The sequence below is a fragment of the Rhodococcus sp. DMU1 genome (assembly GCF_012272955.1).
In the GTDB taxonomy this organism is placed as follows: Bacteria; Actinomycetota; Actinomycetes; order Mycobacteriales; family Mycobacteriaceae; genus Rhodococcus; species Rhodococcus aetherivorans.
Genome location: NZ_CP050952.1, coordinates 3,575,650 through 3,597,533, shown reverse-complemented (window position 1 = coordinate 3,597,533; position 21,884 = coordinate 3,575,650). Strand labels below are relative to the sequence as shown.

The following is a 21,884-nucleotide window of genomic DNA, read 5'->3' as shown; positions in this document are numbered from 1 at the left end:
CCGCAGCCCGCCCACGCCCGGCCCCGTCCCTGCCCGAACCCCCGCGCGGGTTCGGTGCGGGCGTCGCGCGCTGGACGCGCCGGCTGGTGCTCGGGGTGCTGCTCGCGGCGATCGCCGTCCTCGCCGGAACCGCGGTCCGCGTGTGGCAGGTGGCGCGCATCGACGACTGGAGCCGGGCCGACGCCATCGTGGTCCTCGGCGCCGCCCAGTACTCCGGCACCCCGTCGTCGGTGTTCCAGGCCCGGCTCGACCAGGCCCTCACCCTGTACGAGAACGGGGTGGCCGAGCGGATCGTCACCGTCGGCGGCAAGCAGGAGGGCGACCTGTTCACCGAGGCGGCGTCCGGCAAGAACTACCTGATCGCGCAGGGAGTGCCGGAGTCGGCGATCACCGCCGTCGAAGAGGGGTCGGACACGTTGCTCAGCGTCGAGGCGGTCAGCCGGGAGATGGCCGGGCAGGGACTGCACTCCGCGGTGCTGGTGAGCGATCCGTGGCATTCGCTGCGCACTCGCACCATGGCCCGCGACGCCGGTCTCGACGCGTGGACCGCGCCGACCCGCACCGGCCCCGCCGTGTACACCCGGGAGTCGCAGCTGCACGGGATCGCCCGCGAGACGGGCGCGCTGATCTGGTACCAGCTCACCCACGACTCGGCGGACTTCCCCTACACGGCCGCGCAGTGAAGGAGGACGTGATGCCGGGCTACAGCGAACACGAACTCGAGCGGCGCGTCGCCGAGGTCCCGAAGGTGTCGGCGCTCGCCGGTGCCGAGCCGGCGACCGCGAGCCGTACGCCGTTCGCGCGGGACCGTGCCCGCGTCCAGCACAGCGCTGCGCTGCGACGGCTCGCCGACAAGACCCAGGTGGTCGGCCCCCGCGACGGTGACACTCCGCGCACCCGGCTCACCCACTCGATCGAGGTCGCCCAGATCGGCCGCAGCATCGCCGAGGGCCTCGGCTGCGACCCCGACCTGGTGGACCTCGCCGGCCTCGCGCACGACATCGGACACCCGCCGTACGGCCACAACGGGGAACGCGCCCTCGACGAGGTGGCCGCGAGCTGCGGCGGGTTCGAGGGCAACGCGCAGAATCTGCGGATCCTCACGTGCCTCGAGCCGAAGATCCTCCACCCCGACGGCACGAGCGCCGGTCTGAACCTCACGCGCGCGACACTCGACGCGACGCTGAAGTACCCGTGGACCCGCCCGGCGCCCGGCGCGAAGTTCGGTGCCTACGACGACGACGCCGAGGTCCTCGCCTGGGTGCGCGACGGCGCGCCCGACCGGCGCAAGTGCCTCGAGGCCCAGATCATGGACTGGTCCGACGACGTCGCCTACTCCGTCCACGACGTCGAGGACGGCGTCATCGACGGACGGATCGACCTGCGTGTGCTCACCGACCCGGCGTCGGTGAACACGCTCGTCGATCTCGGCATGCGCGAGTTCTCCGGCCTGGACCCGAACGAGCTGGTGGAGGCGGCGAAGCGACTGTCGCAGATGCCGGTGGTCCAGGCCGTGGACACCTACGACGGCAGCCTCGCGTGCTCGGTGGCACTCAAGCGCCTCACGAGCGAGCTCGTCGGCCGATTCGCGACGGCAGCGATCATCGGCACCCGTGCCGTCACCGGCGACCGGCCCGTCACCCGCTACGACGCCGACCTCGTCGTTCCGCCCGTCGTCGCGTCCGAGGTGGCGCTGCTCAAGACCATGGCCCTGCAGTTCGTGATGTCCGACGCCGCCCACCGGCAGCGTCAGGAACGGCAACGTGAACGGATCCACCGCGTCGCCGAATGGCTGATGCGCACGGCGCCGGTCGGCCTCGACCCGTTCTTCGTGCCGCTGTGGGACGCCGCCGTCGACGACGCCGCCCGCATGCGGGTGATCGTCGACCAGATCGCCTCGTGCACCGAGGCCCGGCTCGAACGGATCGACCGCGACAGCCTCGCCGCTCAGGCGAGTTGGGGGTAGCGCCTAGACTCGTCGTCGTGGCCGGGCGTATTTCAGACAGAGACATCGCGGCCGTCCGCGACCGCGTCCGGATCGAGGACATCGTCGGCGAGTACGTCGCCCTCAGGCGCGGCGGCGCCGACTCGATGAAGGGGCTGTGTCCCTTCCACGACGAGAAGTCCCCGTCCTTCCACGTCCGCCCCAACCACGGTCACTTCCACTGCTTCGGCTGCGGCGAGGGCGGCGACGTGTACTCGTTCCTGCAGAAGATCGAGCACATCAGCTTCGTCGAGGCCGTCGAGCAGCTCGCCGACCGGGTCGGCTACACCCTCAACTACGAGGGCGGCGGTCCGTCGGTGCAGCGCGACCGGGGCACCCGCGCCCGGCTCGTCGCCGCCAACGCGGCCGCGCAGGAGTTCTACGCCGAGCAGCTGCGTACGCCCGGCGCGCAGGCGGCGCGGGACTACCTGACCGAGCGCAGCTTCGACGAGTCCGCGGCCGAGGTGTTCGGGTGCGGTTACGCCCCCGACGGCTGGGATGCCCTCACCAAGCACCTGCTCACCCGTGGCTTCGAGTTCGCCGAGCTCGAGGCCGCCGGGCTGTCCAAACAGGGGCGCCGCGGACCCATCGACCGGTTCCACCGGCGGCTGCTGTGGCCGATCCGCAATCTCGCCGGCGACGTCATCGGTTTCGGTGCCCGTCGGCTGTTCGACGACGACACGCTCACGGCGAAGTACGTCAACACCCCGGAAACGTTGCTCTACAAGAAGTCTCAGGTGCTGTTCGGCCTGGACCTGGCCAAGCGGGAGATCGCCAAGGCGCACCAGGCCGTGATCGTCGAGGGCTACACCGACGTCATGGCGATGCACCTGTCGGGCGTGAAAACCGCTGTGGCCGCGTGCGGTACCGCATTCGGCGACGAGCACCTGGCGATGCTGCGGCGCCTGCTCATGGACGACAGCTACTTCCGCGGTGAGATCATCTACACCTTCGACGGCGACGCAGCGGGCCGGGCCGCGGCGATGAAGGCGTTCGAGGGCGACCAGAAGACCACGGCCAAGACGTTCGTCGCGATCGCGCCCCAGGGCATGGATCCGTGCGAGCTGCGGCAGAAGTCCGGCGATGGGGCGGTGCGCGACCTCGTCGCCCGGCGCACCCCGATGTTCGAGTTCGTCGTCAAGTCGATCCTCACCGAACACAACCTCGACACCGCCGAGGGGCGGGTGGAGGCGCTGCGCCGCACGGTTCCCGTGGTGGCCCGGATCAAGGAACGCACGCTGCGCGACAGCTACGCGGTGCAGCTGTCGCACTGGGTGGGCTGGGACGACATTCCGGCCGTGCGCCGGCGCGTGCAGGACGAGTCCCGGCGCGTCGCCCGCGGCGGCGACGAGAAGCCGCGCACCGCCGCGCCGCAACAGCGGGCGGAGACGGCCGCGGCGGGCACGGTCCTGCGCCGGCCCCGCCCCAACGATCCGGCGCTGTGGCCGCAGCGCGACGCCCTCAAGGCGGCGCTGCAGTACCCCGGCATCGCCGGCACCGTGTTCGATTCGCTGCCCGCCGAGACGTTCACCGACCCGGCCTACGCGGCGGTGCGCGAGGCTGTGGCCGCGGTCGGCGGGACGAGCGCGGGACTCGGCGGCGCGGAATGGGTGGACGCCGTCGGGCGCGCCGCCACCGACCCGATGGTGCACTCGCTGGTCATGGAACTCGCGGTGGACCCGCTGCCCGCGGAGGAGGACCGGATGCCCCGCTACATCGGCGGGGTCCTCGCCCGGCTGCAGGAGGTCTGGGTGGGGGAGCAGGTCGCCGAACTCAAGTCCAAACTGCAGCGCATCTCCCCGGCCACCGAATCCGACGAGTTCCACTCGTTGCTCGGGGACCTCGTCGCGCTCGAGCAGTACCGGCGCAGCCTGCTCGACCAGGCCATCGGCGACACCAGCGGCGACGGCCTGGCCGGCTGAACTCACGCCACCCGCGTCACCGCCGCAACTGGTCGCGGGGGACGAGGATCGTGGTCTGCTCGTCGAGCGGCTTCATCGGCTCGAGCTTCGGCTCCGGGCTGAGCGAGTCGGCCAGCTTCTGCCGGCTCACCTCGATCGCCTTCTTCGTCACCGGACTACCCGCGACCGCCTTCGCCGTCCTGCTGAGCTGTTCGTACCGGGCGCGGCCCGCCCGTGTCCCCAGGACGTAGCCCGCGGCAACCCCCACCAACAGTCCGATCAACGTCGTCTCCATTCAGCCGTGTCAACGTCCCACCCATCCTGCCCGATCCTCGCCCTCGGGCTCACAGGCAGGCGATTTGGTGCCGCGTCGGGTGGGGCGCTACAGTTCTTCACGCACCGCGGGAAACGGCGGAGCACCGCAGGACAATCCCCTGTAGCTCAATTGGCAGAGCATTCGACTGTTAATCGAACGGTTGCTGGTTCGAGTCCAGCCGGGGGAGCTCCAAGAAAACCCCTCCCACCCGATCTCGGGTGGGAGGGGTTTTCTCGTCTGCGCCGCCACGAAAGACGCTGGGTGTGACGGAAATTACAGAAGCCGTGTGGTGCCGCCGCGACGGGTCGGCGACAGCCCGCGCCGGGCGACACGGGGGTGACCCGCGACGCGGGCCGGCCGCCGCAGCCGGTAGCATTCGCCACACGTCGCGTACCTCCGGATGCGCGCGGACGGGGCGGTAGCTCAGTCGGTTAGAGCCGTGGACTCATAATCCATTGGTCGCGGGTTCGAGCCCCGCCCGCCCCACCATATCCCCAGTTCGGGCAGCCGATACCGGGCGCTCGGGCCGGACGAAACGTGGACGGTGGCGGCGCAGGTGCCGGCGGACTCTCCGGGATTTCGACCGTCACACTCCCTGGAGCCGGATCTGCTGGAAGGCGACGGCATGCTGCACGCCGATGCGCGCTCCGGCCGCCGCGGTGAACTCGTGCAGGAATGCCGCGGGATCGAAGTCCCGGCCCAGTCCGTCCAGATAGGACCGGTGGGCGCGCAGTGACTCGATACCGGCGTCGAGGCTCTCGGTGACGTCGACGGCGTGCGAAGGCTGGTTCGCGCCCATGAGGTACACGAGGCCGACCTCGTCCCACGGTGGCAGGTTCTCGTCGAGCAGCTCGGGGAAGATCCAGCGGTTGCCGGCGTCGCGCGCGGCGTCGAGCACCGCGACGCCCACGGCGCGGTGGTCGGCCTGGTTGATGATCCGACCACCGTTCAGGCCGTAGGTCGGCTCGTATGTGGCGGTGATCAACACCTCCGGACGGAACCGCCGGATCTCGCGGGCTATGGCGCGGCGCAGGTCGAGTCCGTATTCGACGACACCGTCGCGGTATCCGAGGAACGTCACGTCCTCGACGCCGACCACGGCGGCGGCGTCGAGTTGCTCGCGGCGTCGCAGCGGTGCCGCCTCGGCGGGAGTGCGGCCGTCGATGCCGGCCTCGCCGTCGGTGGCGATGACGTAGGCCACCGACTTGCCCGACCGGGTCCAGCGGGCGATGGCGCCGGCGGCGCCGTACTCGAGGTCGTCGGGATGGGCGACGACGGCCATTGCGCGGTTCCAGTTCTCGGGCAGCGGGGCCAAAGTGGTGTTCATGACGGCACCTTTCGTGACAGTGGCTGGGTCTTCTTTCCGACGTTGCAGCGGCGCGAGGGACGCATCCTCGGGGCGCGGGTGCCGGTGGGTGCGTCCGTCGGGGGCGGCAGTCGTCAGTAGGGAGGACACACGGTGACGAGAATCCGCGGTGGATTCCCGGGCCGGTGTCCCGATTTCGAGGAGTGACCACCATGTCTGCTACCCGAGTCCAGCTCGCTCTCAACGTCGAGGACATCACCGCGGCGACCGAGTTCTACACCGCGCTGTTCGGGGTGTCCCCGCACAAACAGCGCCCCGGGTATGCCAACTTCGCGATCGAGGATCCCCCGCTGAAGCTGGTGCTGATCGAGAATCCCGGTGCGCGCGAACGCCTGAACCACCTGGGGATCGAGGCGGCCGGCTCCGAGGAGGTGTCCGGAGCGCTGGCCCGGTTCCGCGCCGCCGGTCTGACCGCCACGGTGGCCGAGCAGGATCTGTGCTGCCATGCCGTGCAGGACAAGGTGTTCGTCGATGCGCCGGACGTGCCCAACGGGTGGTGGGAGTACTACGCCGTCACCGACGACAACCCCGCCAACCCGGACGGGCTGACGGGCTCGGCGTGTGCGGTTGCGTGCGCGAGTGAGGACAGCCCGGTCGCGGGTGCCTGCTGCGGCTGACAGCACTCGCCCCGGTGGGCCGTCCTGCGACGGCACACCGGGGCGCGCCGAATCAGCGAGGGCTGCCGGCGCAGTGGCAGTCGGTGGGGGCGGTGTAGTCCATCGGCATCCCGTGGGCATCGAGGGTCAGCGCGCAGCACCGTCCGAGCAGCTCGGCCAGCTTCCGCCGGCCGCGTTGGACGCGGGACTTCATTCCGGACAGGGATACGCCTTCGAGGGCGGCGGCGTCGGCCTGGGTCAGTCCTTCGAGGTCGGTCAGCTCGACGGCTCGGCGCTGCTCGGGGGAGAGCCCCTCGAGCAGCGGGCGCAGGCAGGTGGCCAGCTCCCGCAGCGTGGTCGCCGCGTCGTCGTCCCATTCCTGCCCGGCCTGGTCGGGTGCATCGCCGGTGAGCGGCGCGAGCCGGTCCCGATCCCGGGCGGCCCGGCGGTAGTCGTCGATGATCGCGCTGCGGGCGATCCGATACACCCACCGGATCAGGTGCTCGCGGTCCTCGACACGGCCGAGGTTCTTGTGGACGCGCAGCAGGATCTCGCCGAGCACGTCGTCGGCGCGGTCCGGATCCGCGATCCGCCGGTGCACGAAGGCGCGGAGCTGCGCACCGAACTCGCGCCAGACGGCATCGGTGGTCACGGCTTCGGTGGTCATGGCTTCGGTGGTCACGGCGTCCGCGCCGGCCGCGGAACTGGTCGATGCCCTGGTCATGGTCTGGTCCTCCGGGGAAGGGGCGCTGTACGGGCGGTGTCCCTCACAGACGACGGTACCGGCGAAAGGACGCAGGTCCCCTGCCGAAGTCGTCGGTGCCGGCACGCCCCGTCCGGGTCGGGTGTGCGTCCCCGCGGTGGCGGTGACGTCTGTGTGGATGCCAGTGCGGGGCACGGTCCCGCAACACCGGACGAAGGAGTAACCATGACCGGCACCGTGGAACGTGACGCCGACCGGGCGCTGAAGGCCAAGCACCGGGCGCTGTGGGCGGCCGGGAACTATCCGGCGGTCGCGGCCGACCTGATCCCGACGTTCGGCCCGACGCTCGTCGCCGCGGCCGGGGTGACGGCGGGCCGGCGGGTGCTCGATGTGGGCGCCGGATCCGGCAACGCTGCCATCCCGGCCGCCGAACGGGGCGCGATCGTCACCGCCGCCGACCTGACGCCGGAGTTGTTCGTCGCGGGCCGCACAGCCGCGGCCGAGCGGGGCGTGGACCTCGAGTGGGTGGAAGCGGACGCCGAGGCCCTGCCGTTCCCCGACGGCAGCTTCGACGTCGTGCTCTCGAGCGTGGGGGCGATGTTCGCACCCCACCACCAGGCCGTCGCCGACGAGCTGCTCCGCGTGTGCCGGCCGGGCGGGACGATCGCGATGATCAACTGGACGCCGGAGGGCTTCATCGGTCAGCTGTTCCGGCTCATGGCCCCGTATGCGCCGCCCCCGCCGCCCGGCGCTTCGCCGCCCCCGCTGTGGGGCGACGAGCAGCACGTCCGGGAGTTGTTCGGCGATCGGATCACCGACCTGAGCATGGATCGCCGAATCGTGGTGATGGACCACAGCGCGGATCCGACCGAGTTCCGCGAGTACTGGAAGCACAACTACGGTCCGACGATCGCGGTGTACCGGTTCAACGCCGTGGACCCCGACCGGACCGCAGATCTCGACCGGAAGTTCCTGCAGTTCCTCACCGACTGGAACCGGGCCGGGCAGCCCGGCCGGACCGCGTACGACGCCGAGTACCTGCTGCTCACCGCTCGCAAGAGGTAGCCGGCCCGGTCGGTGCGGGCGTTCACCGCAGCGCCACGCCGACCTCGTGCGGCCGCGGCAGTAGTGCCGAAGGGAGAAGCAGCAGGGGTGCCGAAGGGAGAAAGCGAAGCCCCGCCGGCTTCGCGCGTCGTCGCCGGCGGGGCAGGGCCACTGTGCAGGGGGGATAGCGGCCGGATCCGAGCGTATTCGGCCTGCGGGGCGATGTGAAGTAGAACGGCCCATTCGGGTAGGGCATAAGGTCCCGATCGGTGCAATTCGGGCGACCGTCGGCGATGTGGCTCTCGCTTCGGGCTCGGTTCAACCCCGTTTCGTCCGCCGCCCCGCGTCGCGGACGTCCGTGTAGCTGTCCAGGATCTCGTGGATCTCGGCGATGGCCTTCCGGCGCGAGCCGGCATCCGCGATGCGCGCGAGCTGCTGTTTGAGGCTCACCGCAAGTTCGGCGTAGTCGTTCTGCCAATCGCGGCCGGTCAGGCGTGGCATATCCGCGCGGGCGGGGTGTATTCGCGTGGCCGGGGTGCCGGGCGCCAACAGGTAGCCTTCCCCCATCGCCGGGGTGATGATCGACAGCGAAGGGTCGACCTCCCGCACCAGTTCGGCCAGCGCAGCGACTGCCTCCGGTTCGCCGTGCGCGAGGAACAGGCTGCCCGACACGGGGCTGCGCGCCTTGATCCAGTCCAGCAGTTCGGTCTGATCGGCATGGGCGGAGTAGCTGTCGATCCGGCGGATCTGCGCTCGCACGTCGATGTCCTGACCCGAGATGCGGACGCGCTTCGCGCCGTCGAGGATCACGCGGCCCAGCGAGCCCTGCGCCTGGAAACCGACGAACAGGATCGTCGAATCCCGGCGGTGGAGATTGTGCTTCAGGTGATGACGGATGCGTCCCGCCTCGCACATGCCCGAGGCGGCGATGATGATCGCGCCCGACATGTTGTTGATCCGCTTGGAGACGGCAGCGTCGTCGACGTAGTGGATCGCGGGATGGCGGAAGATGTCCTTCCCCTCGAGGTCCTCGAGCTCGCCCGCATGCTCGGCGAACACCGAGGTGGCGCGGTTGGCGAGCGGTGAGTCGACGAACACCGGCACCGCGGGGATGCGGTTCTCGTCGGCGAGGTGTGCGATGTCGAGCAGGAGCTCCTGCGTCCGTTCCAGCGCAAAGGCGGGGATGACGAGATTGCCGCCGTGCCCGACGGCCCGGTGGATCTCCTCTTCGAGCAGGTCGCGTCGCTGGTCGATCGTCATCCGCACCCGAGTCCGATTGCCGTAGGTGGATTCGCAGACGACATGGTCCGATCCGGATGGGCCCTCGGGATCGGGGTGGAACGCCTTCTGCGCGGGGCCGAGGTCGCCGGAAAAGAGCAGGCGCACGCCCCCCGCCTCGATCTCCGCCGATGCGGCACCCAGGATGTGCCCCGCGTTCCACAGTCGCGCACGAAAGCCCGCGGCGGGCTCGAACCACTCCTCGAGTGCGACCGCACGGGTCTGCCCCCACGCGGCGAGCGCATCCTCCTCGGTGTAGAGCGGGACGAACCGCTTCTCGCGCGTGCGATCGCGCCGCCGGTTTCGCCGCTCGGCCTCGAATTCCTGGATGCGCCCGGCATCGGCGAGCATGAATTCCAGCAGGTCGGCGCTCTGGCCGGTGCAGAAGATCGGTCCGTCGAAACCCTGCGCCACCAGCTTGGGCAACAGGCCGCAATGATCGATGTGGGCATGGGTGAGGACCACGGCGTCGATCTCGTGCGGCGCGAACGCGAAGTCGCCGTGGTTCAGCTCCTCGAGGCTGCGTGAGCCCTGGAACAGGCCACAGTCCACCAGGATCCGCGTGTCGCCGAGGGCGACCTCCATGCACGAGCCGGTCACCGTCTTCGCGGCACCGTGGAAGACGAGAGTCGGATGTTGCCTCACGCGCAGCTCCTACGGAATCGCCCGCCGAAATTGCAGGTACGACAGCCAAGCTATCCGAACATCCGGGTCGGGCAGCCCTGCTTGGAAATCTCGCGGACTCGGCGGCGCCGGTCGGGCCCGGAGGTCTTCACCCACGGCGTCACCCCGGGCCGTGAATATCACCCCGGCTATCACCCTCGTCGGCCGTTACGTCCGCCGGCGGCCGGTCGATGGACATCGTGGTGGCGCCGGGCACCCCGACGCTCGGCGTCACCGCATACCGGACGCCCCCGCCTCGAGCAGACGGGGCGGGGGTGTTCGTCGCGTCAGTCCCGCGAGTTCGCGCACACGCCGGTGCGGAGTCGCTCGCCGCGTGCCGCACGGGGCGGTGACCGCCGTGGCCCGTTCGTCCGCCGCGGGGCGGACCGCGGCGACCGGTGCTCGGCTCTGAGGGCGATCGCTGCCCCGACAATCGTGGCAACCACCGCAGCAACGGCCACCCACGCGACGAGCAGCGACGCGATCACGTTCATGCCGTCTACACCGCTGCCGGACGGCCGAGGGTTACGCGGTTCCCGAGCTTCACCCTGCGATTCACCCTGGTCCGAGTCCTGTTCGCGCGGTCGGTCCGGTTTGCCCCGGCCGGCGGGGAGGGTTCGGTGACGGTGGGCGGAGCCCTGGGGGGCGGTCCGGCTTTCGGCTGCCGTGTCCATGCGGAGTCCCCACCCGGGACCGGGCGGGGACCCGGCAGCGCGCCACACATAGAACCTGTTCCAATTTCGCCGTCTTGTGGCTATGGTCACATGCGTACACACGCACTGTGACGGAGGGCGATGCAGATGAAGACCAAGGGCGCGATCCTGTGGGGTCTCAACGAGCCGTGGTCGGTGGAGGAAATCGAGATCGGCGACCCGGTCGCGGGTGAGGTGCAGATCCGCATGGAGGCGGCGGGCATGTGCCACTCGGACCACCACATCGTCACGGGAGCGACGCCCATGCCGTCCTTCCCGGCGATGGGTGGCCACGAGGGGTCCGGTGTCATCACCAAGGTCGGCGAGGGAGTCGTGGGCCTCGAAGTGGGCGATCACGTCGTCCTGTCCTTCATTCCGGCCTGTGGCCGCTGCCCGTCGTGCGCCACCGGCCACTCGAACCTGTGCGACCTCGGCGCCGGCCTGCTCAGCGGCATGGCCATCTCCGACGGCACCTACCGGATCCAGGCACGCGGCCAGAACGTGATCCCGATGTGCCTGCTGGGTACCTTCGCGCCCTACATGACGGTCAACCAGACCCAGGTCGTCAAGATCGACAAGGACATCCCGTTCGAGCTGGCCGCCCTCGTCGGCTGCGGCGTGCCCACCGGCTGGGGGTCGGCCACCCACGTCGCAGACGTCAAGCCCGGTGAGGCTGTCGCCGTCATCGGCATCGGGGGTGTGGGGATGAGCGCGCTGCAGGGCGCCGTCGCATCCGGGGCGCGGCAGATCTTCGCGATCGACCCCGTGCCGTGGAAGCGGGAGCAGGCCCTGAAGTTCGGCGCGACGCACGCCTACGCGTCGATGGCCGAGGCGCTCATGCCGATCATGGAGACCACCTGGGGCCGCATGGCGGACAAGACGATCATCACCGTGGGCGAGATGCGCGGCGAATACGTCGAGGAGGCCCTGCAGCTGACGGCGAAGAACGGCCGCTGCGTGGTCACCGCGATGGGGCACATGACGGACATGGACGTGAAGCTGAACGCGTTCCTGTTCGCGATGCTGCAGAAGGATCTGCAGGGCAACATCTTCGGCGGCTGCAACGCGCGGGTCGACATCCCCAACCTGCTGGCGATGTACAAGTCCGGACAGCTCAACCTCGCGGACATGGTCACCCGCACCTACACCCTCGAACAGATCAACGACGGCTACCAGGACATGCTCGACGGGAAGAACATCCGCGGCGTCATCAAGTACACCGACGCCGATCGGTGATCGCGCGGTAGCCTGCGCCGTCTTCTAGGCTGGGTACGTGAACAGCCTCGACGCGATCTCCGACTGGCCCGTCGACCACGCCGCCGCCGCGGTTCTCACCCGCGGCGGCGGTGTCGTCGCCGGGCACGGCGACCAGTTGCGGCTCTACCGTCTCGCGTCGGTCACCAAGCCGCTCGTCGCCTACGCGGTCCTCGTCGCCGTGGAGGAGGGTGCGGTCGAGCTCGATCAGCCCGCCGGTCCGGAGGGATCCACCGTCCGCCATCTGCTGGCACACGCGTCGGGACTCGCCTTCGACGAACGCCGGGCGCAGGCCGAGCCCGGGCGCAAACGGATCTACTCGAGCGCGGGCTTCGAGATCCTCGCGGAGCTCGTCGCGGGTGAGACCGGCATCCCGTTCCCCGAATACCTCACCCAGGCCGTCTTCGATCCGCTCGGCATGCGGGAATCGTCGCTGCCGGGACCCGCCGGGCACGGGGGACAGTCGTCGCTCGCCGACCTGACGCACTTCGCCGCGGAGCTGCTCGCGCCCCGCCTGGTGTCCGCGCAGACTCTCGCGGAGGCCACCCGGGTGCAGTTCCCGGGGCTCGACGGGATCGTGCCCGGATACGGCATGCACAAGCCCAACGACTGGGGGCTCGGGTTCGAGATCCGCGGCCTGAAGAACCCGCACTGGACCGGTTCGGCCAATTCGCCCGAAACGTACGGGCACTTCGGCCAATCCGGTACATTCCTGTGGGTCGATCCCCGCGCGGAGATCGCGTGTGTCGCGCTGACCGACAGGGCTTTCGGCGACTGGGCCAAGCCGCGGTGGCCGGCCCTCGCGGACGACGTACTCACCGAATTCTCAAATTCCTCATCCGTTCCCTAGCGAAACAGGAGTAACACAGGCAGACTGTCCCCTGTCGCCATGCGCGACCGCTTCGATGTCAGGCCGTTGGGGAAGACGTCCCTCGTCGAAGTGGAGGTGTGTAGTGCGCGCGTCGAACCAGTTCGCGGATGCGACGACCGGGGTGGTCTACATCCACTCGTCGCCTGCTGCGGTCTGCCCGCATATCGAATGGGCACTGGCCGCCACCCTCGATTGCCGTCCGGATCTCACCTGGATCGGTCAACCGGTCGACGTCGGACAACTGCGCACGACTGTGAACTGGGCGGGTCCCGTGGGGACCGCCGCACGCCTCGTCGACGCCCTCCGGGTGTGGCCGATGATCCGCTTCGAGATCACCGAGGACCCCAGCGACGGCGTCGACGGCGAGCGCTACAGCCACGTGCCGGGACTGGGGCTGTGGCGCGGCAACACGAGCGCGAACGGGGACGTCGTGGTCGGAGAGATGCGGCTGCGGGCGCTGCTCGCCGGCGGCAACATCGAGGAGGAACTGACCCGGGTGCTGGGAACGGCCTGGGACGAGGCGCTCGAGCCCTACCGCAGCGGCGGCGAGGGTGCCGAGGTGACCTGGTTGCGCCGGAACGTGGGGTAGGCCGCTGCGCGGCCGGTGCGTCCTTCGGGCTGCTGGGGCAACCCGAAAGACGCACCGGCGGCGCAGCCGCCTACAGCGGGATGTTCTTGTGGCGGCCGCGGCGCGCGGGAGCCGCGGCCAGCGCCTGGGCGAGGGTGCTGCGGGTCGTCGCCGGGTCGATCAGTTCGTCGACGACGCCGATCGACATCGCCCGGCCCACGCCGCCGGCGATGGCCTCGTGCTCGGCGGCGAGACGGTCGTGCAGTGCCTCCCGCTCCTCCTCCGGCGCCGCGGCCAGGGCCCGCTTGTGCAGGATGCCCACCGCCGCCTTGGCGCCCATCACGGCGACCTCGGCGTCCGGCCAGGCGAACACGGCGGTCGCGCCCAGTGCCCGCGAGTTCATCGCGATGTAGGCGCCGCCGTAGATCTTCCGGGTCACCAGCGTCACGCGGGGCACCTCGCACTCGGCGAATGCGTGCAGCAGCTTGGCTCCGCGACGGACCACGCCCTCCCACTCCTGGCTCACGCCGGGCAGGTAGCCGGGCACGTCGACGATGACGACGAGGGGAACGCCGAAGGCGTTGCACAGGCGCACGAAACGCGCGGACTTCTCCGCGCTGACGGAGTCCAGGCAGCCGCCGAGACGCAGCGGATTGTTCGCGATGACGCCGACCGTGCGTCCGCCGAGCCGGCCGAAGCCGGTGACGACGCTCCGGGCCCATCCGGCCTGCAGTTCCTCGAAGGTGGACTCGCCCTCGACGTTGTCGAGCAGCTCGTGCACGATCGGGCGGACATCGTAGGCGCGGCGGGGGGATTCGGGCAGCAGCGCCCGCAGGTCGGTGTCGCCGCGACGGGCGGCGTCGAGGTCGAACTCGCCCTGCTCGGCGAGCATCGACACGAGGCGACGGGCCCGGTGCAGGGCGTCGTCCTCGTCGTGGGCGGCGATGTGGGCGACGCCGGACTTCTTGGTGTGGGTGTCCGGCCCACCGAGGGATTCCATGTCGACCTGCTCGCCGGTGACGCTGCGCACCACGTCGGGGCCGGTGACGAAGATGCGGGCCTCGGGCGCCATGATGACGATGTCGGTGAGTGCGGGGCCGTAGGCGGCGCCGCCCGCCGCGAAGCCGAGAACCACGGAGATCTGGGGGATCCGGCCGGAAGCGCGGACCATGGCCTCGAAGATCAGGCCGACGGCATGGAGGGAGTCGACGCCCTCCGCGAGCCGAGCGCCGCCCGAGTGCCACAGCCCGACGATCGGGACGTCCTGTTCGAGGGCCGTGTCGATGGCGTCGACGATGTGCTTGCAGCCGTCCACGCCCATGGCGCCACCCATCACGGTGGCGTCCGAGCAGTACGCGACGGTCCGGACGCCGTCGATGGAACCGATCGCGGCGAGCATGCCGGACTTGTCCCGGGGGTGCAGCAGGCTCAGGGTGCCCGCGTCGAACAGCCGCTCGAGCCGCCGGAGCGGATCGCGGGGGTCGACGGCGGCGTCGCGCGTCTGAGCAGGTTCCAGGACGGTCATCGCGTTCTCCTCGGGCAAGGCAAGAGCGGGGGATGGGCGCCGGGGGTGGGGGTCCCGTGACGAGACCCCCACCCCGACGGCGAGCGAAGTCCGGTCGGGTCAGGCCCGGCCGAACGCGAGCGCAACGTTGTGCCCACCGAAACCGAACGAGTTGTTCAGCGCGAAATCGATCCGGCCGTAACGGGCTTCGCCCTTCACGACGTCGAGATCGATCTCTGGATCCTGGTTGTCCACGTTGAGCGTGGGCGGGATGACCCCGTCCCGCAGGCTCAGGACCGTCAGGACCGCTTCGAGCGCGCCGACCGCACCGATCGAATGCCCCAGGGCTCCCTTCGGTGCATACACCGCGGCATGGTTGCCGACCGCGGAATTGATCGCCTTCGCCTCGGCGATGTCGCCGATGGGTGTGGCCGTGGCATGCGCGTTGACGAAGCCGATGTCGGACGGCGACAGGCCGGCGCCACTGATGGCCTTCGTCATGGCACGCGCCGCGCCCGTCCCCTCGGGATCGGGTGCCACGATGTGGAATCCGTCCGAGGTGATGCCCGCACCGAGCAGGCGGGCGTGGATGGTGGCGCCGCGCGCCTTGGCGTGCTCCTCGGTCTCGAGCACCATCAGCGCGCCGGCCTCGCCGAAGACGAAGCCGTCGCGGTCCTTGTCGAACGGACGCGACGCCCTGCTCGGGTCGTCGTTGCGGGTGCTCAGCGCCCGCATCATGGCGAAGCTGGCGGTGGCGACCGCGTCGAGCTGGCCCTCGACGCCACCGGCGACGACGATGTCGGCATCGCCCATCGCGATCATCCGGTAGGCGTGGGCGATGGCCTCGTTGCCGGACGAGCAGGCGGACACCGGCGTCAGCACGCCGGCCTTCGCGCCGAGCTCGAGGCCCACCGTCGCCGACGGGCCGTTCGGCATGACCATCTGCACGGCGAACGGGGACACCTTGCGGTAGCCGTCGTTGCGCAGCTTGTCGACGGCGTCGATGAGCGCTTCGCCGCCACCGAGACCGGTGCCGATGACGACACCGAGGCGCTCGCGGTCGACCTCCGGGCTGCCCGCGTTCTCCCACACGGTGCGGCCGAGGCCCAGCGCGAGCCGCTCGACGAAGCTCATCCGGCGGATCTCGACGCGCGAGAGGGTTTCGTCGGGGCTGGTCTTGAGCTTGCCGCCGATGCGAACCGGCAGGTCGAACTCGTCGACGAAGCCGGTCAGCGTGTCGATGCCGCTCTCACCGGCGAGCAGGCCCTTCCACGTGGCATCCACGTCACCAGCGATCGATGTCGTGGCCGCGAGGCTGGTGACGACGACGTTGGGGAATGTCCCGGTGCGGGGAGAGGCGGAAGTCACGGTTGAGCTCACTCGTTGTCGTTCGTGGCCTGGACGCCCTCGGCCTCGAGCTTCTGGATGTAGGCGACGGCGTCACCGACGGTGCGGAGGCCGGCGAGGTCCTCGTCGGGGATCTTCACGCCGTACTTGTCCTCGGTCTGCACGGCGATCTCGACCATGGACAGGGAGTCGATGTCGAGGTCGTCGACGAAGGACTTCTCGACGGTCACCTCGGAGGGCTCGATGCCGGTGACCTCTTCGATGATCTCCGCGAGACCGGCGATGATTTCTTCCTGGGTGGCGGCCACGTTGTGGCTCCCTTCTTCGTTTCGTCTTGCTGATCGGACCGGGTGGCGGATTCCGCCCGGATTCCGGGTGCCCGTCGAGGGCAGGTCCCGTACTGCGCGACGCGCGCGCAGCAAACTAGCCGACGCGGAGCGATTCGGCCAGCGCTGAGATCTCCTCAGGGGTCTTGAGTGCCGTGGTCGGCGTGCCGCGCATCTCCCGCTTGGCGATGCCGACCAGGGTGCCGGCCGGGGGAAGCTCCACGACCGCCGAGACCTCGGCCGCGCGCAGGGTCGCGGTGCACAGGTCCCAGCGCACCGGTCGGGTGACCTGCGCGGCAAGCTTGGTCAGTGCGTCCGCTCCGGATGTGACAGGTGCCCCGTCGGAGTTGGACAGCAGCGTGCGGGTCGGATCGCTGGGCACGATCTTCGCCGCGGCCTCGGCGACGGCTTCCTGGGCCGGGGCCATGAATACGGTGTGGAAGGCGCCGGCGACCGGCAGGGGCCGGATCCGGGCCTTCTCCGGAGCGTTCGCCGCGAGCTCCTCGAGTGCCGTGAGGCGACCGGCGGCGACGATCTGGCCGGCCGCGTTGATGTTGGCCGGCGTCAGGTCGAGTTCGGCCAGCCGGGCGAGCACGTCCTCTTCGTTGCCGCCGAGCACGGCCGACATCCCGGTCGGCTCGATCGCGCACGCCCGGGCCATCTCGGCACCGCGGACGGCGGCGAGCATGACCGCCTCGTCCGCGCTGATGACCCCGGCGATTGCCGCGGCCGCGAGCTCGCCGACCGAATGGCCGGCGACGATCGTGTCGTCCGGGACGAGGTTGCGGGCCTCGAGTTCCTCGTAGGCCAGCAGCGCCGTCGCGACGACCAGCGGCTGGGTCACCGCCGTGTCGGTGATCTCCTCGGCCGTCGCGGTGGTGCCGAGGCGTTCGAGGTCGAGGCCCGAGGCCTTCGACCACAGCTGGATGCGATCGCGGGCGCCGGGCTGCTCCAACCAGGAGGCGAGCATGCCGGGTGTCTGGGAGCCCTGACCGGGGGCGAGCAGCGAAATCACGATGATCAGAGAACACCCTGGACAGGGCCTTGCGAGATGTCGGTAGGGATGAACTCTCGCTTGCTGTTTTGTAGGGTTCCCACAAAACAGCACGTCGGCGTCCACCATCGACGGAACGCCGCCTCCCGTTACGTGCCCGGTTCGCGCAGTGTGAAACGGGAGACTGGTGGGACTGGAGTTCGTAATTCGTTATGACTTCGAGCCAGCCTTCCCACGGTGGCGGCTATCCGCAACACGTAAGCATCACGGGGATTCGTGGGGTCGCGGCCGGTGACTTCTGTGATCCGCTTGAGCCGGTACCGGACGGTATTTGGATGAACAAACAGCTGTCGGGCACAGGTCTCGACAGCACCCCCACAGTCGAGGTATGCGTCGAGGGTGTCGGCCAGCGCCGGACCCGCCTCGGTGAGCGGAGCCACCACGTCGTCCTCGAGCGCGGCGATCGCCCCCGCGTCGCCGAGCAGCGCCCGCTCCGGCAGCAGTTCCGCCGCGTGCACCGGCCGCGGCGCTCCCCGCCACCCGGCCACCGCCTCCATGCCGGCCATCGCCTCGACCGCGGACGCGTGCGCCGACGCGAGGGTGGGCGTGGTAGGACCGATCACCACCGGGTCGTCGGAAAAGCTGCGCATCAGCTCGGAGCGGAACGTCATCGCCTCGATGCTGCCGTGCAGCTCCCCGCTGACCACCATCACGAGCCGCTCGCCCTGCACCACTGCCAGCGCGGCGCGGCCGTGCTGCTGCGCGATCGAGTGCACGGTCGTCACGACCGACACACCCTCGTTCGGCGGGGGAGTGCCGATGATCACGGTGGCCGGCGCCGTCGCATCCCAGTTCAGCGTCGCGGCGCGCGAGAGCATGTCCGAACCGGTGTCGCCGCGGACCACCGCGTCGACGACCAGCGCCTCGAGGCGGGTGTCCCAGGCGCCGCGGGACTCGGCCGCGCTGGCGTAGACCGAGGCTGCGGCGAAGCCCAGTTCCCGGCCGTAGCGCAGCGTCGCCTCGGTCAGTGCGACGAGCTGTTGCTCGTTGCGCGCCAGCGCGGGCAGCCACTGCTCGAAGAACTCCATGGCGGCGCGGACCATGTCCACGGTCTGGCGCAGCGTCAGCCGCCGCGCCAGATCCTGCGGGATCACCTGGAACGCGTCCAGGCTGAACCGCAGATCACTGTCGGGGTTGCGCACCCATTCGAGGAAGTCGACGACCGCCGTCTGGATGATCAGCTGCACGTTGGATCGCTGCGACGCGTCGAGATCCGCGAAGAACGGCAACTGCTCCTGCATGGCGTGGACGGCCTCGGTGGACAGCCGCCCGGAGAACTGCTTGACCCGGCGCAGGAGCGCGTCGGGCAGGGGATCACGCTCCGGCCGCGCCGGCGGCACCGGACGCCCGGTAGGGACGCCCGGTGCCCGCCTCGGACGCGGCTCTGCGGGTTCTGCGACCATGGGACGAAACTACGCCCGTCGCCCGCGGCGGAGCGGGTCGGATCAGGCCACGCCGGGATCCGAGGTCTGCTCCGGAGCCGCCGCCACGTCGTCGATGCGGTACCGCCGGGCCGCCTCGACCGCCTGCGAGCGATCGATCGCGCCGTCCCGGCCGAGGGCGGCGAGCACCGCGACCACCGTCGACTCCGCGTCGATGTTGAAGAACCGGCGCGCGGCCGGGCGGGTGTCGGAGAACCCGAACCCGTCGGCGCCGAGCGTCGTGTAGTCGCCCGGCACCCACTGCCGGATCTGGTCCGGTACCGCGCGCATCCAGTCCGAGACCGCCACGAACGGACCGGCGGCGTCGGCGAGGACCTTGGCCACGTACGGCGTCGGAGCGTCGGCACCCGGGTCGAGCAACGCCTGCCGCTCGCACTCGACGCCGTCACGGCGCAGCTCGCCCCACGAGGTCACCGACCACACGTCCGCGGCCACGCCCCATTCCTCGGCGAGCATTTCCTGCGCCCGCAGCGCCTCGGGCATGAGCACACCGGAGGCGAGGATCTGCGCCTTCGGCCCGGAGCCCTCGCCGCGCCGGTACAGGTAGATGCCCTTGAGCAGGCCCTCGACGTCGAGGTTCTCCGGCTCGGCCGGCTGCACGTACGGCTCGTTGTAGAGGGTGATGTAGTAGAAGATGTTCTCGCCGCCGAACCCGTCGACACCCTCCGTGCCGCCGTACATGCGGCGCAGACCGTCCTTGACGATGTGCGCGAGCTCGTAGGAGAACGCAGGATCGTACGACACCACCGCCGGGTTGGTGGACGCCAGCAGCAACGAGTGCCCGTCGGCGTGCTGCAGGCCCTCACCGGTGAGGGTGGTGCGGCCGGCCGTCGCGCCGAGCACGAAACCGCGGGCCATCTGGTCGGCCGCCGCCCACAGCCCGTCGCCGGTGCGCTGGAAGCCGAACATCGAGTAGAAGATGTACAGCGGGATCATCGGCAACCCGTGCGTGGCGTACGAGGTGCCGACGGCGGTGAACGATGCGGTGGAACCGGCCTCGTTGATGCCCTCGTGCAGGATCTGCCCGACGACGCTCTCCTTGTAGGCGAGCATCAGTTCCGCGTCGACCGACGTGTACAGCTGGCCGTTGCGGTTGTAGATCTTCAGCGACGGGAACCACGAGTCCATACCGAAGGTGCGGGCCTCGTCCGGGATGATCGGCACGATGCGCGGACCGATCTCCTTGTCGCGCAGCAGCTCCTTCATGATGCGCACCAGCGCCATGGTGGTGGCCACCTGCTGCTTGCCGGAGCCCTTGCGGATCACCTCGTAGGCCTTGTCGTCGGGCAGCGTCAGCGGGGCCTTGGCGGTACGGCGCTCGGGCAGGAACCCGCCGAGCGCGCGCCGCCGCTCGAGCATGTACTGGATCTCCGGGGAGTCGTTGCCCGGGTGGTAGTACGGCGGCATCTTCGGGTTCGCCTCGAGCTCGGCGTCCGAGATCGGGATGCGCTGCAGGTCGCGGAAGTACTTGAGGTCCTCGAGCGTGAGCTTCTTCATCTGGTGCGTGGCGTTGCGGCCCTCGAAGTGCTTGCCGAGGGTGTACCCCTTGATCGTGTGCGCGAGGATCACCGTCGGCTGGCCCTTGTGCGCCATCGCCGCCGCGTACGCCGCGTAGATCTTGCGGTAGTCGTGGCCGCCACGCTTGAGGTTCCAGATCTCCTGGTCGCTGAGGTTCTTGACCAGTTCCTTGGTGCGCGGGTCGCGGCCGAAGAAGTGCTCGCGGACGAAGGCGCCGTCGTTGGCCTTGTAGGTCTGGTAGTCGCCGTCCGGCGTCGCGTTCATCAGGTTGACCAGCGCGCCGTCCTTGTCGGCGTGCAGCAGGGCGTCCCACTCGCGACCCCACACCACCTTGATGACGTTCCAGCCGGCGCCGCGGAAGAACGATTCCAGTTCCTGGATGATCTTGCCGTTGCCGCGGACCGGACCGTCGAGGCGCTGCAGGTTGCAGTTCACCACGAACGTGAGGTTGTCCAGACCCTCGGTCGCCGCGACGTGCGCGAGACCCCGCGACTCCGGCTCGTCCATCTCGCCGTCGCCGAGGAACGCCCACACATGCTGGTCGGAGGTGTCCTTCAGGCCGCGGTCGTTCAGGTAGTGGTTGAACCGCGCCTGGTAGATCGCGTTCATCGGGCCCAGGCCCATCGACACCGTCGGGAACTCCCAGAAGTCGGGCAGCAACCGCGGATGCGGGTAGGACGGCAGGCCGCCGCCCTGGTCGGCGTGGCTGGCCTCCTGGCGGAACCCGTCGAGCTGCTCGGCCGGGATGCGCCCCTCGAGGTAGGCGCGGGCATAGACGCCGGGGGAGGCGTGACCCTGGATGAAGATCTGGTCGCCGCCGCCGGGGTGGTCCTTGCCGCGGAAGAAGTGGTTGAAGCCCACCTCGTACAGCGCCGCGGAGGAGGCGTAGGTGGAGATGTGGCCGCCGACGCCGATGCCGGGGCGCTGCGCGCGGTGCACCATGATCGCGGCGTTCCACCGGATGAAGGCACGGTAGCGACGCTCGACCTCCTCGTCGCCGGGGAACCACGGCTCGTTCTCGGTCGGGATGGTGTTCACGTAGTCGGTCGAGGTCAGTGCCGGGATCGAGACGTGCCGCTCGCCGGCACGCTCGAGCAGGCGCAGCATCAGGTACCGGGCACGCGCAGGACCGGCGGACTCGAGCAGCCCGTCGAAGGACTCGAGCCACTCCGTGGTCTCGGCCGGGTCTATGTCCGGCAGGTAGGAGGCCACGCCCTCGCGGATGACCCGCACGCGGCCGTCGGAGGCCCCGCTGGTGTTCGGCGAGGATCCCGCTTCCGAGGCGCCTTGTGTGGCGGCGCTCGTCGAGGAATCGGGCTCGTGGATCAGGTCTGTCAACGTCTGCTCCTCATCGTGGTGGGGCGCGCAGGTGTGGCGCCCGCTCCGTAGGCCGGCTCTTGTGGGAGCCGACTCATCGACATCTGAACGAGATGCACTGCTCATCTTCCCCCATCGCG

General features: G+C 70.0%; 18 protein-coding genes and 2 tRNA genes. 10 read left to right on the top strand and 10 right to left on the bottom strand.

The features are described 5' to 3' along the window. The first annotated feature begins 29 nt into the window (after positions 1-29). The 3 genes from HFP48_RS16500 to dnaG are packed head-to-tail and all read left to right on the top strand — an operon-like array spanning position 30 to position 3,906. Complete coding sequence (locus HFP48_RS16500) at positions 30-683, top strand: YdcF family protein (RefSeq protein WP_044476619.1); 654 nt, start codon at positions 30-32, stop codon at positions 681-683. An 11-nt stretch (positions 684-694) separates the two neighbouring features. Beyond that, entirely contained in the window at positions 695-1,966 is a 1,272-nt protein-coding gene (locus HFP48_RS16495; protein ID WP_006947621.1) for a deoxyguanosinetriphosphate triphosphohydrolase, read from the top strand. Positions 1,967-1,983: 17 nt separating this feature from the next. Further along, the gene (gene dnaG, locus HFP48_RS16490; protein WP_006947623.1) at positions 1,984-3,906 is read left to right on the top strand and encodes a DNA primase; all 1,923 of its coding nucleotides are present in this window, start codon (positions 1,984-1,986) and stop codon (positions 3,904-3,906) included. A 16-nt stretch (positions 3,907-3,922) separates the two neighbouring features. Here the strand turns inward: dnaG and HFP48_RS16485 are convergent, their stop codons facing one another. Continuing rightward, complete coding sequence (locus tag HFP48_RS16485) at positions 3,923-4,168, bottom strand: hypothetical protein (RefSeq protein WP_010594277.1); 246 nt, start codon at positions 4,166-4,168, stop codon at positions 3,923-3,925. 147 nt (positions 4,169-4,315) lie between these two features. Between HFP48_RS16485 and HFP48_RS16480 the strand changes: the two genes are divergently transcribed. Together HFP48_RS16480 and HFP48_RS16475 are read left to right on the top strand one after the other, a co-directional pair. Next, positions 4,316-4,388 (top strand) — tRNA-Asn (locus tag HFP48_RS16480). A 225-nt stretch (positions 4,389-4,613) separates the two neighbouring features. Then, positions 4,614-4,690: transfer RNA gene (locus HFP48_RS16475), tRNA-Ile, on the top strand. Between the two features lie 97 nt (positions 4,691-4,787). On the opposite strand, the gene HFP48_RS16470 is transcribed toward HFP48_RS16475, so the two are convergent. Continuing rightward, a complete protein-coding gene (locus HFP48_RS16470) occupies positions 4,788-5,528 on the bottom strand; it encodes a PIG-L deacetylase family protein (RefSeq protein WP_006947641.1) in 741 nt (246 codons plus the stop codon). 191 nt (positions 5,529-5,719) lie between these two features. Between HFP48_RS16470 and HFP48_RS16465 the strand changes: the two genes are divergently transcribed. Then, positions 5,720-6,184, top strand: a complete 465-nt coding sequence (locus HFP48_RS16465) for an ArsI/CadI family heavy metal resistance metalloenzyme (protein WP_006947642.1) — start codon at positions 5,720-5,722, stop codon at positions 6,182-6,184. A gap of 52 nt (positions 6,185-6,236) precedes the next feature. Here HFP48_RS16465 and HFP48_RS16460 read toward each other — a convergent pair whose 3' ends face one another. After that, entirely contained in the window at positions 6,237-6,887 is a 651-nt protein-coding gene (locus HFP48_RS16460) for a sigma-70 family RNA polymerase sigma factor (RefSeq protein ID WP_185712806.1), read from the bottom strand. A gap of 204 nt (positions 6,888-7,091) precedes the next feature. Between HFP48_RS16460 and HFP48_RS16455 the strand changes: the two genes are divergently transcribed. After that, positions 7,092-7,931: a class I SAM-dependent methyltransferase gene (locus tag HFP48_RS16455; protein ID WP_006947644.1), complete on the top strand. Its 840-nt coding sequence runs from the start codon at positions 7,092-7,094 to the stop codon at positions 7,929-7,931. Positions 7,932-8,228: 297 nt separating this feature from the next. Here the strand turns inward: HFP48_RS16455 and HFP48_RS16450 are convergent, their stop codons facing one another. Then, positions 8,229-9,833 (bottom strand): MBL fold metallo-hydrolase, encoded by a 1,605-nt coding sequence (locus HFP48_RS16450; protein ID WP_029544305.1) that lies wholly within the window; start codon positions 9,831-9,833, stop codon positions 8,229-8,231. 818 nt (positions 9,834-10,651) lie between these two features. Between HFP48_RS16450 and HFP48_RS16440 the strand changes: the two genes are divergently transcribed. The 3 genes from HFP48_RS16440 to HFP48_RS16430 all read left to right on the top strand — a co-directional run bounded on the left by HFP48_RS16440 (position 10,652) and on the right by HFP48_RS16430 (position 13,257). Beyond that, a complete protein-coding gene (locus tag HFP48_RS16440; protein ID WP_029544303.1) occupies positions 10,652-11,779 on the top strand; it encodes an NDMA-dependent alcohol dehydrogenase in 1,128 nt (375 codons plus the stop codon). Positions 11,780-11,816: 37 nt separating this feature from the next. Then, on the top strand, positions 11,817-12,647 hold the full coding sequence (locus HFP48_RS16435) for a serine hydrolase domain-containing protein (RefSeq protein ID WP_168579762.1): 831 nt from the start codon (positions 11,817-11,819) through the stop codon (positions 12,645-12,647). 103 nt (positions 12,648-12,750) lie between these two features. Then, positions 12,751-13,257: a DUF3145 domain-containing protein gene (locus HFP48_RS16430; RefSeq protein WP_006947655.1), complete on the top strand. Its 507-nt coding sequence runs from the start codon at positions 12,751-12,753 to the stop codon at positions 13,255-13,257. A 70-nt stretch (positions 13,258-13,327) separates the two neighbouring features. Here the strand turns inward: HFP48_RS16430 and HFP48_RS16425 are convergent, their stop codons facing one another. The 6 genes from HFP48_RS16425 to aceE form a co-directional block, all read right to left on the bottom strand. Next, positions 13,328-14,761, bottom strand: a complete 1,434-nt coding sequence (locus HFP48_RS16425) for a carboxyl transferase domain-containing protein (RefSeq protein ID WP_006947656.1) — start codon at positions 14,759-14,761, stop codon at positions 13,328-13,330. A gap of 99 nt (positions 14,762-14,860) precedes the next feature. Next, positions 14,861-16,108, bottom strand: coding sequence for a KasA/KasB family beta-ketoacyl-ACP synthase (locus HFP48_RS16420; RefSeq protein ID WP_050035391.1), 1,248 nt, complete (start codon positions 16,106-16,108; stop codon positions 14,861-14,863). Between the two features lie 8 nt (positions 16,109-16,116). Beyond that, entirely contained in the window at positions 16,117-16,395 is a 279-nt protein-coding gene (acpM, locus tag HFP48_RS16415) for a meromycolate extension acyl carrier protein AcpM (protein ID WP_006947659.1), read from the bottom strand. A 115-nt stretch (positions 16,396-16,510) separates the two neighbouring features. Next, positions 16,511-17,428, bottom strand: coding sequence for an ACP S-malonyltransferase (locus tag HFP48_RS16410; protein ID WP_029544298.1), 918 nt, complete (start codon positions 17,426-17,428; stop codon positions 16,511-16,513). Positions 17,429-17,556: 128 nt separating this feature from the next. After that, positions 17,557-18,807 (bottom strand): helix-turn-helix domain-containing protein, encoded by a 1,251-nt coding sequence (locus HFP48_RS16405; RefSeq protein ID WP_029544296.1) that lies wholly within the window; start codon positions 18,805-18,807, stop codon positions 17,557-17,559. A 105-nt stretch (positions 18,808-18,912) separates the two neighbouring features. Beyond that, positions 18,913-21,765, bottom strand: a complete 2,853-nt coding sequence (gene aceE, locus HFP48_RS16400; RefSeq protein WP_065922469.1) for a pyruvate dehydrogenase (acetyl-transferring), homodimeric type — start codon at positions 21,763-21,765, stop codon at positions 18,913-18,915. Between the last annotated feature and the right edge of the window lie 119 nt (positions 21,766-21,884).

Excerpts from the sequence above, each read along its gene's own strand:
- HFP48_RS16495 (WP_006947621.1), top strand. The coding sequence starts at position 695 with ATGCCGGGCTACAGCGAACACGAACTCGAGCGGCGCGTCGCCGAGGTC.
- HFP48_RS16470 (WP_006947641.1), bottom strand. The coding sequence starts at position 5,528 with ATGAACACCACTTTGGCCCCGCTGCCCGAGAACTGGAACCGCGCAATG.
- HFP48_RS16465 (WP_006947642.1), top strand. The coding sequence starts at position 5,720 with ATGTCTGCTACCCGAGTCCAGCTCGCTCTCAACGTCGAGGACATCACC.
- HFP48_RS16460 (WP_185712806.1), bottom strand. The coding sequence starts at position 6,887 with ATGACCAGGGCATCGACCAGTTCCGCGGCCGGCGCGGACGCCGTGACC.
- HFP48_RS16455 (WP_006947644.1), top strand. The coding sequence starts at position 7,092 with ATGACCGGCACCGTGGAACGTGACGCCGACCGGGCGCTGAAGGCCAAG.
- HFP48_RS16440 (WP_029544303.1), top strand. The coding sequence starts at position 10,652 with ATGAAGACCAAGGGCGCGATCCTGTGGGGTCTCAACGAGCCGTGGTCG.
- HFP48_RS16425 (WP_006947656.1), bottom strand. The coding sequence starts at position 14,761 with ATGACCGTCCTGGAACCTGCTCAGACGCGCGACGCCGCCGTCGACCCC.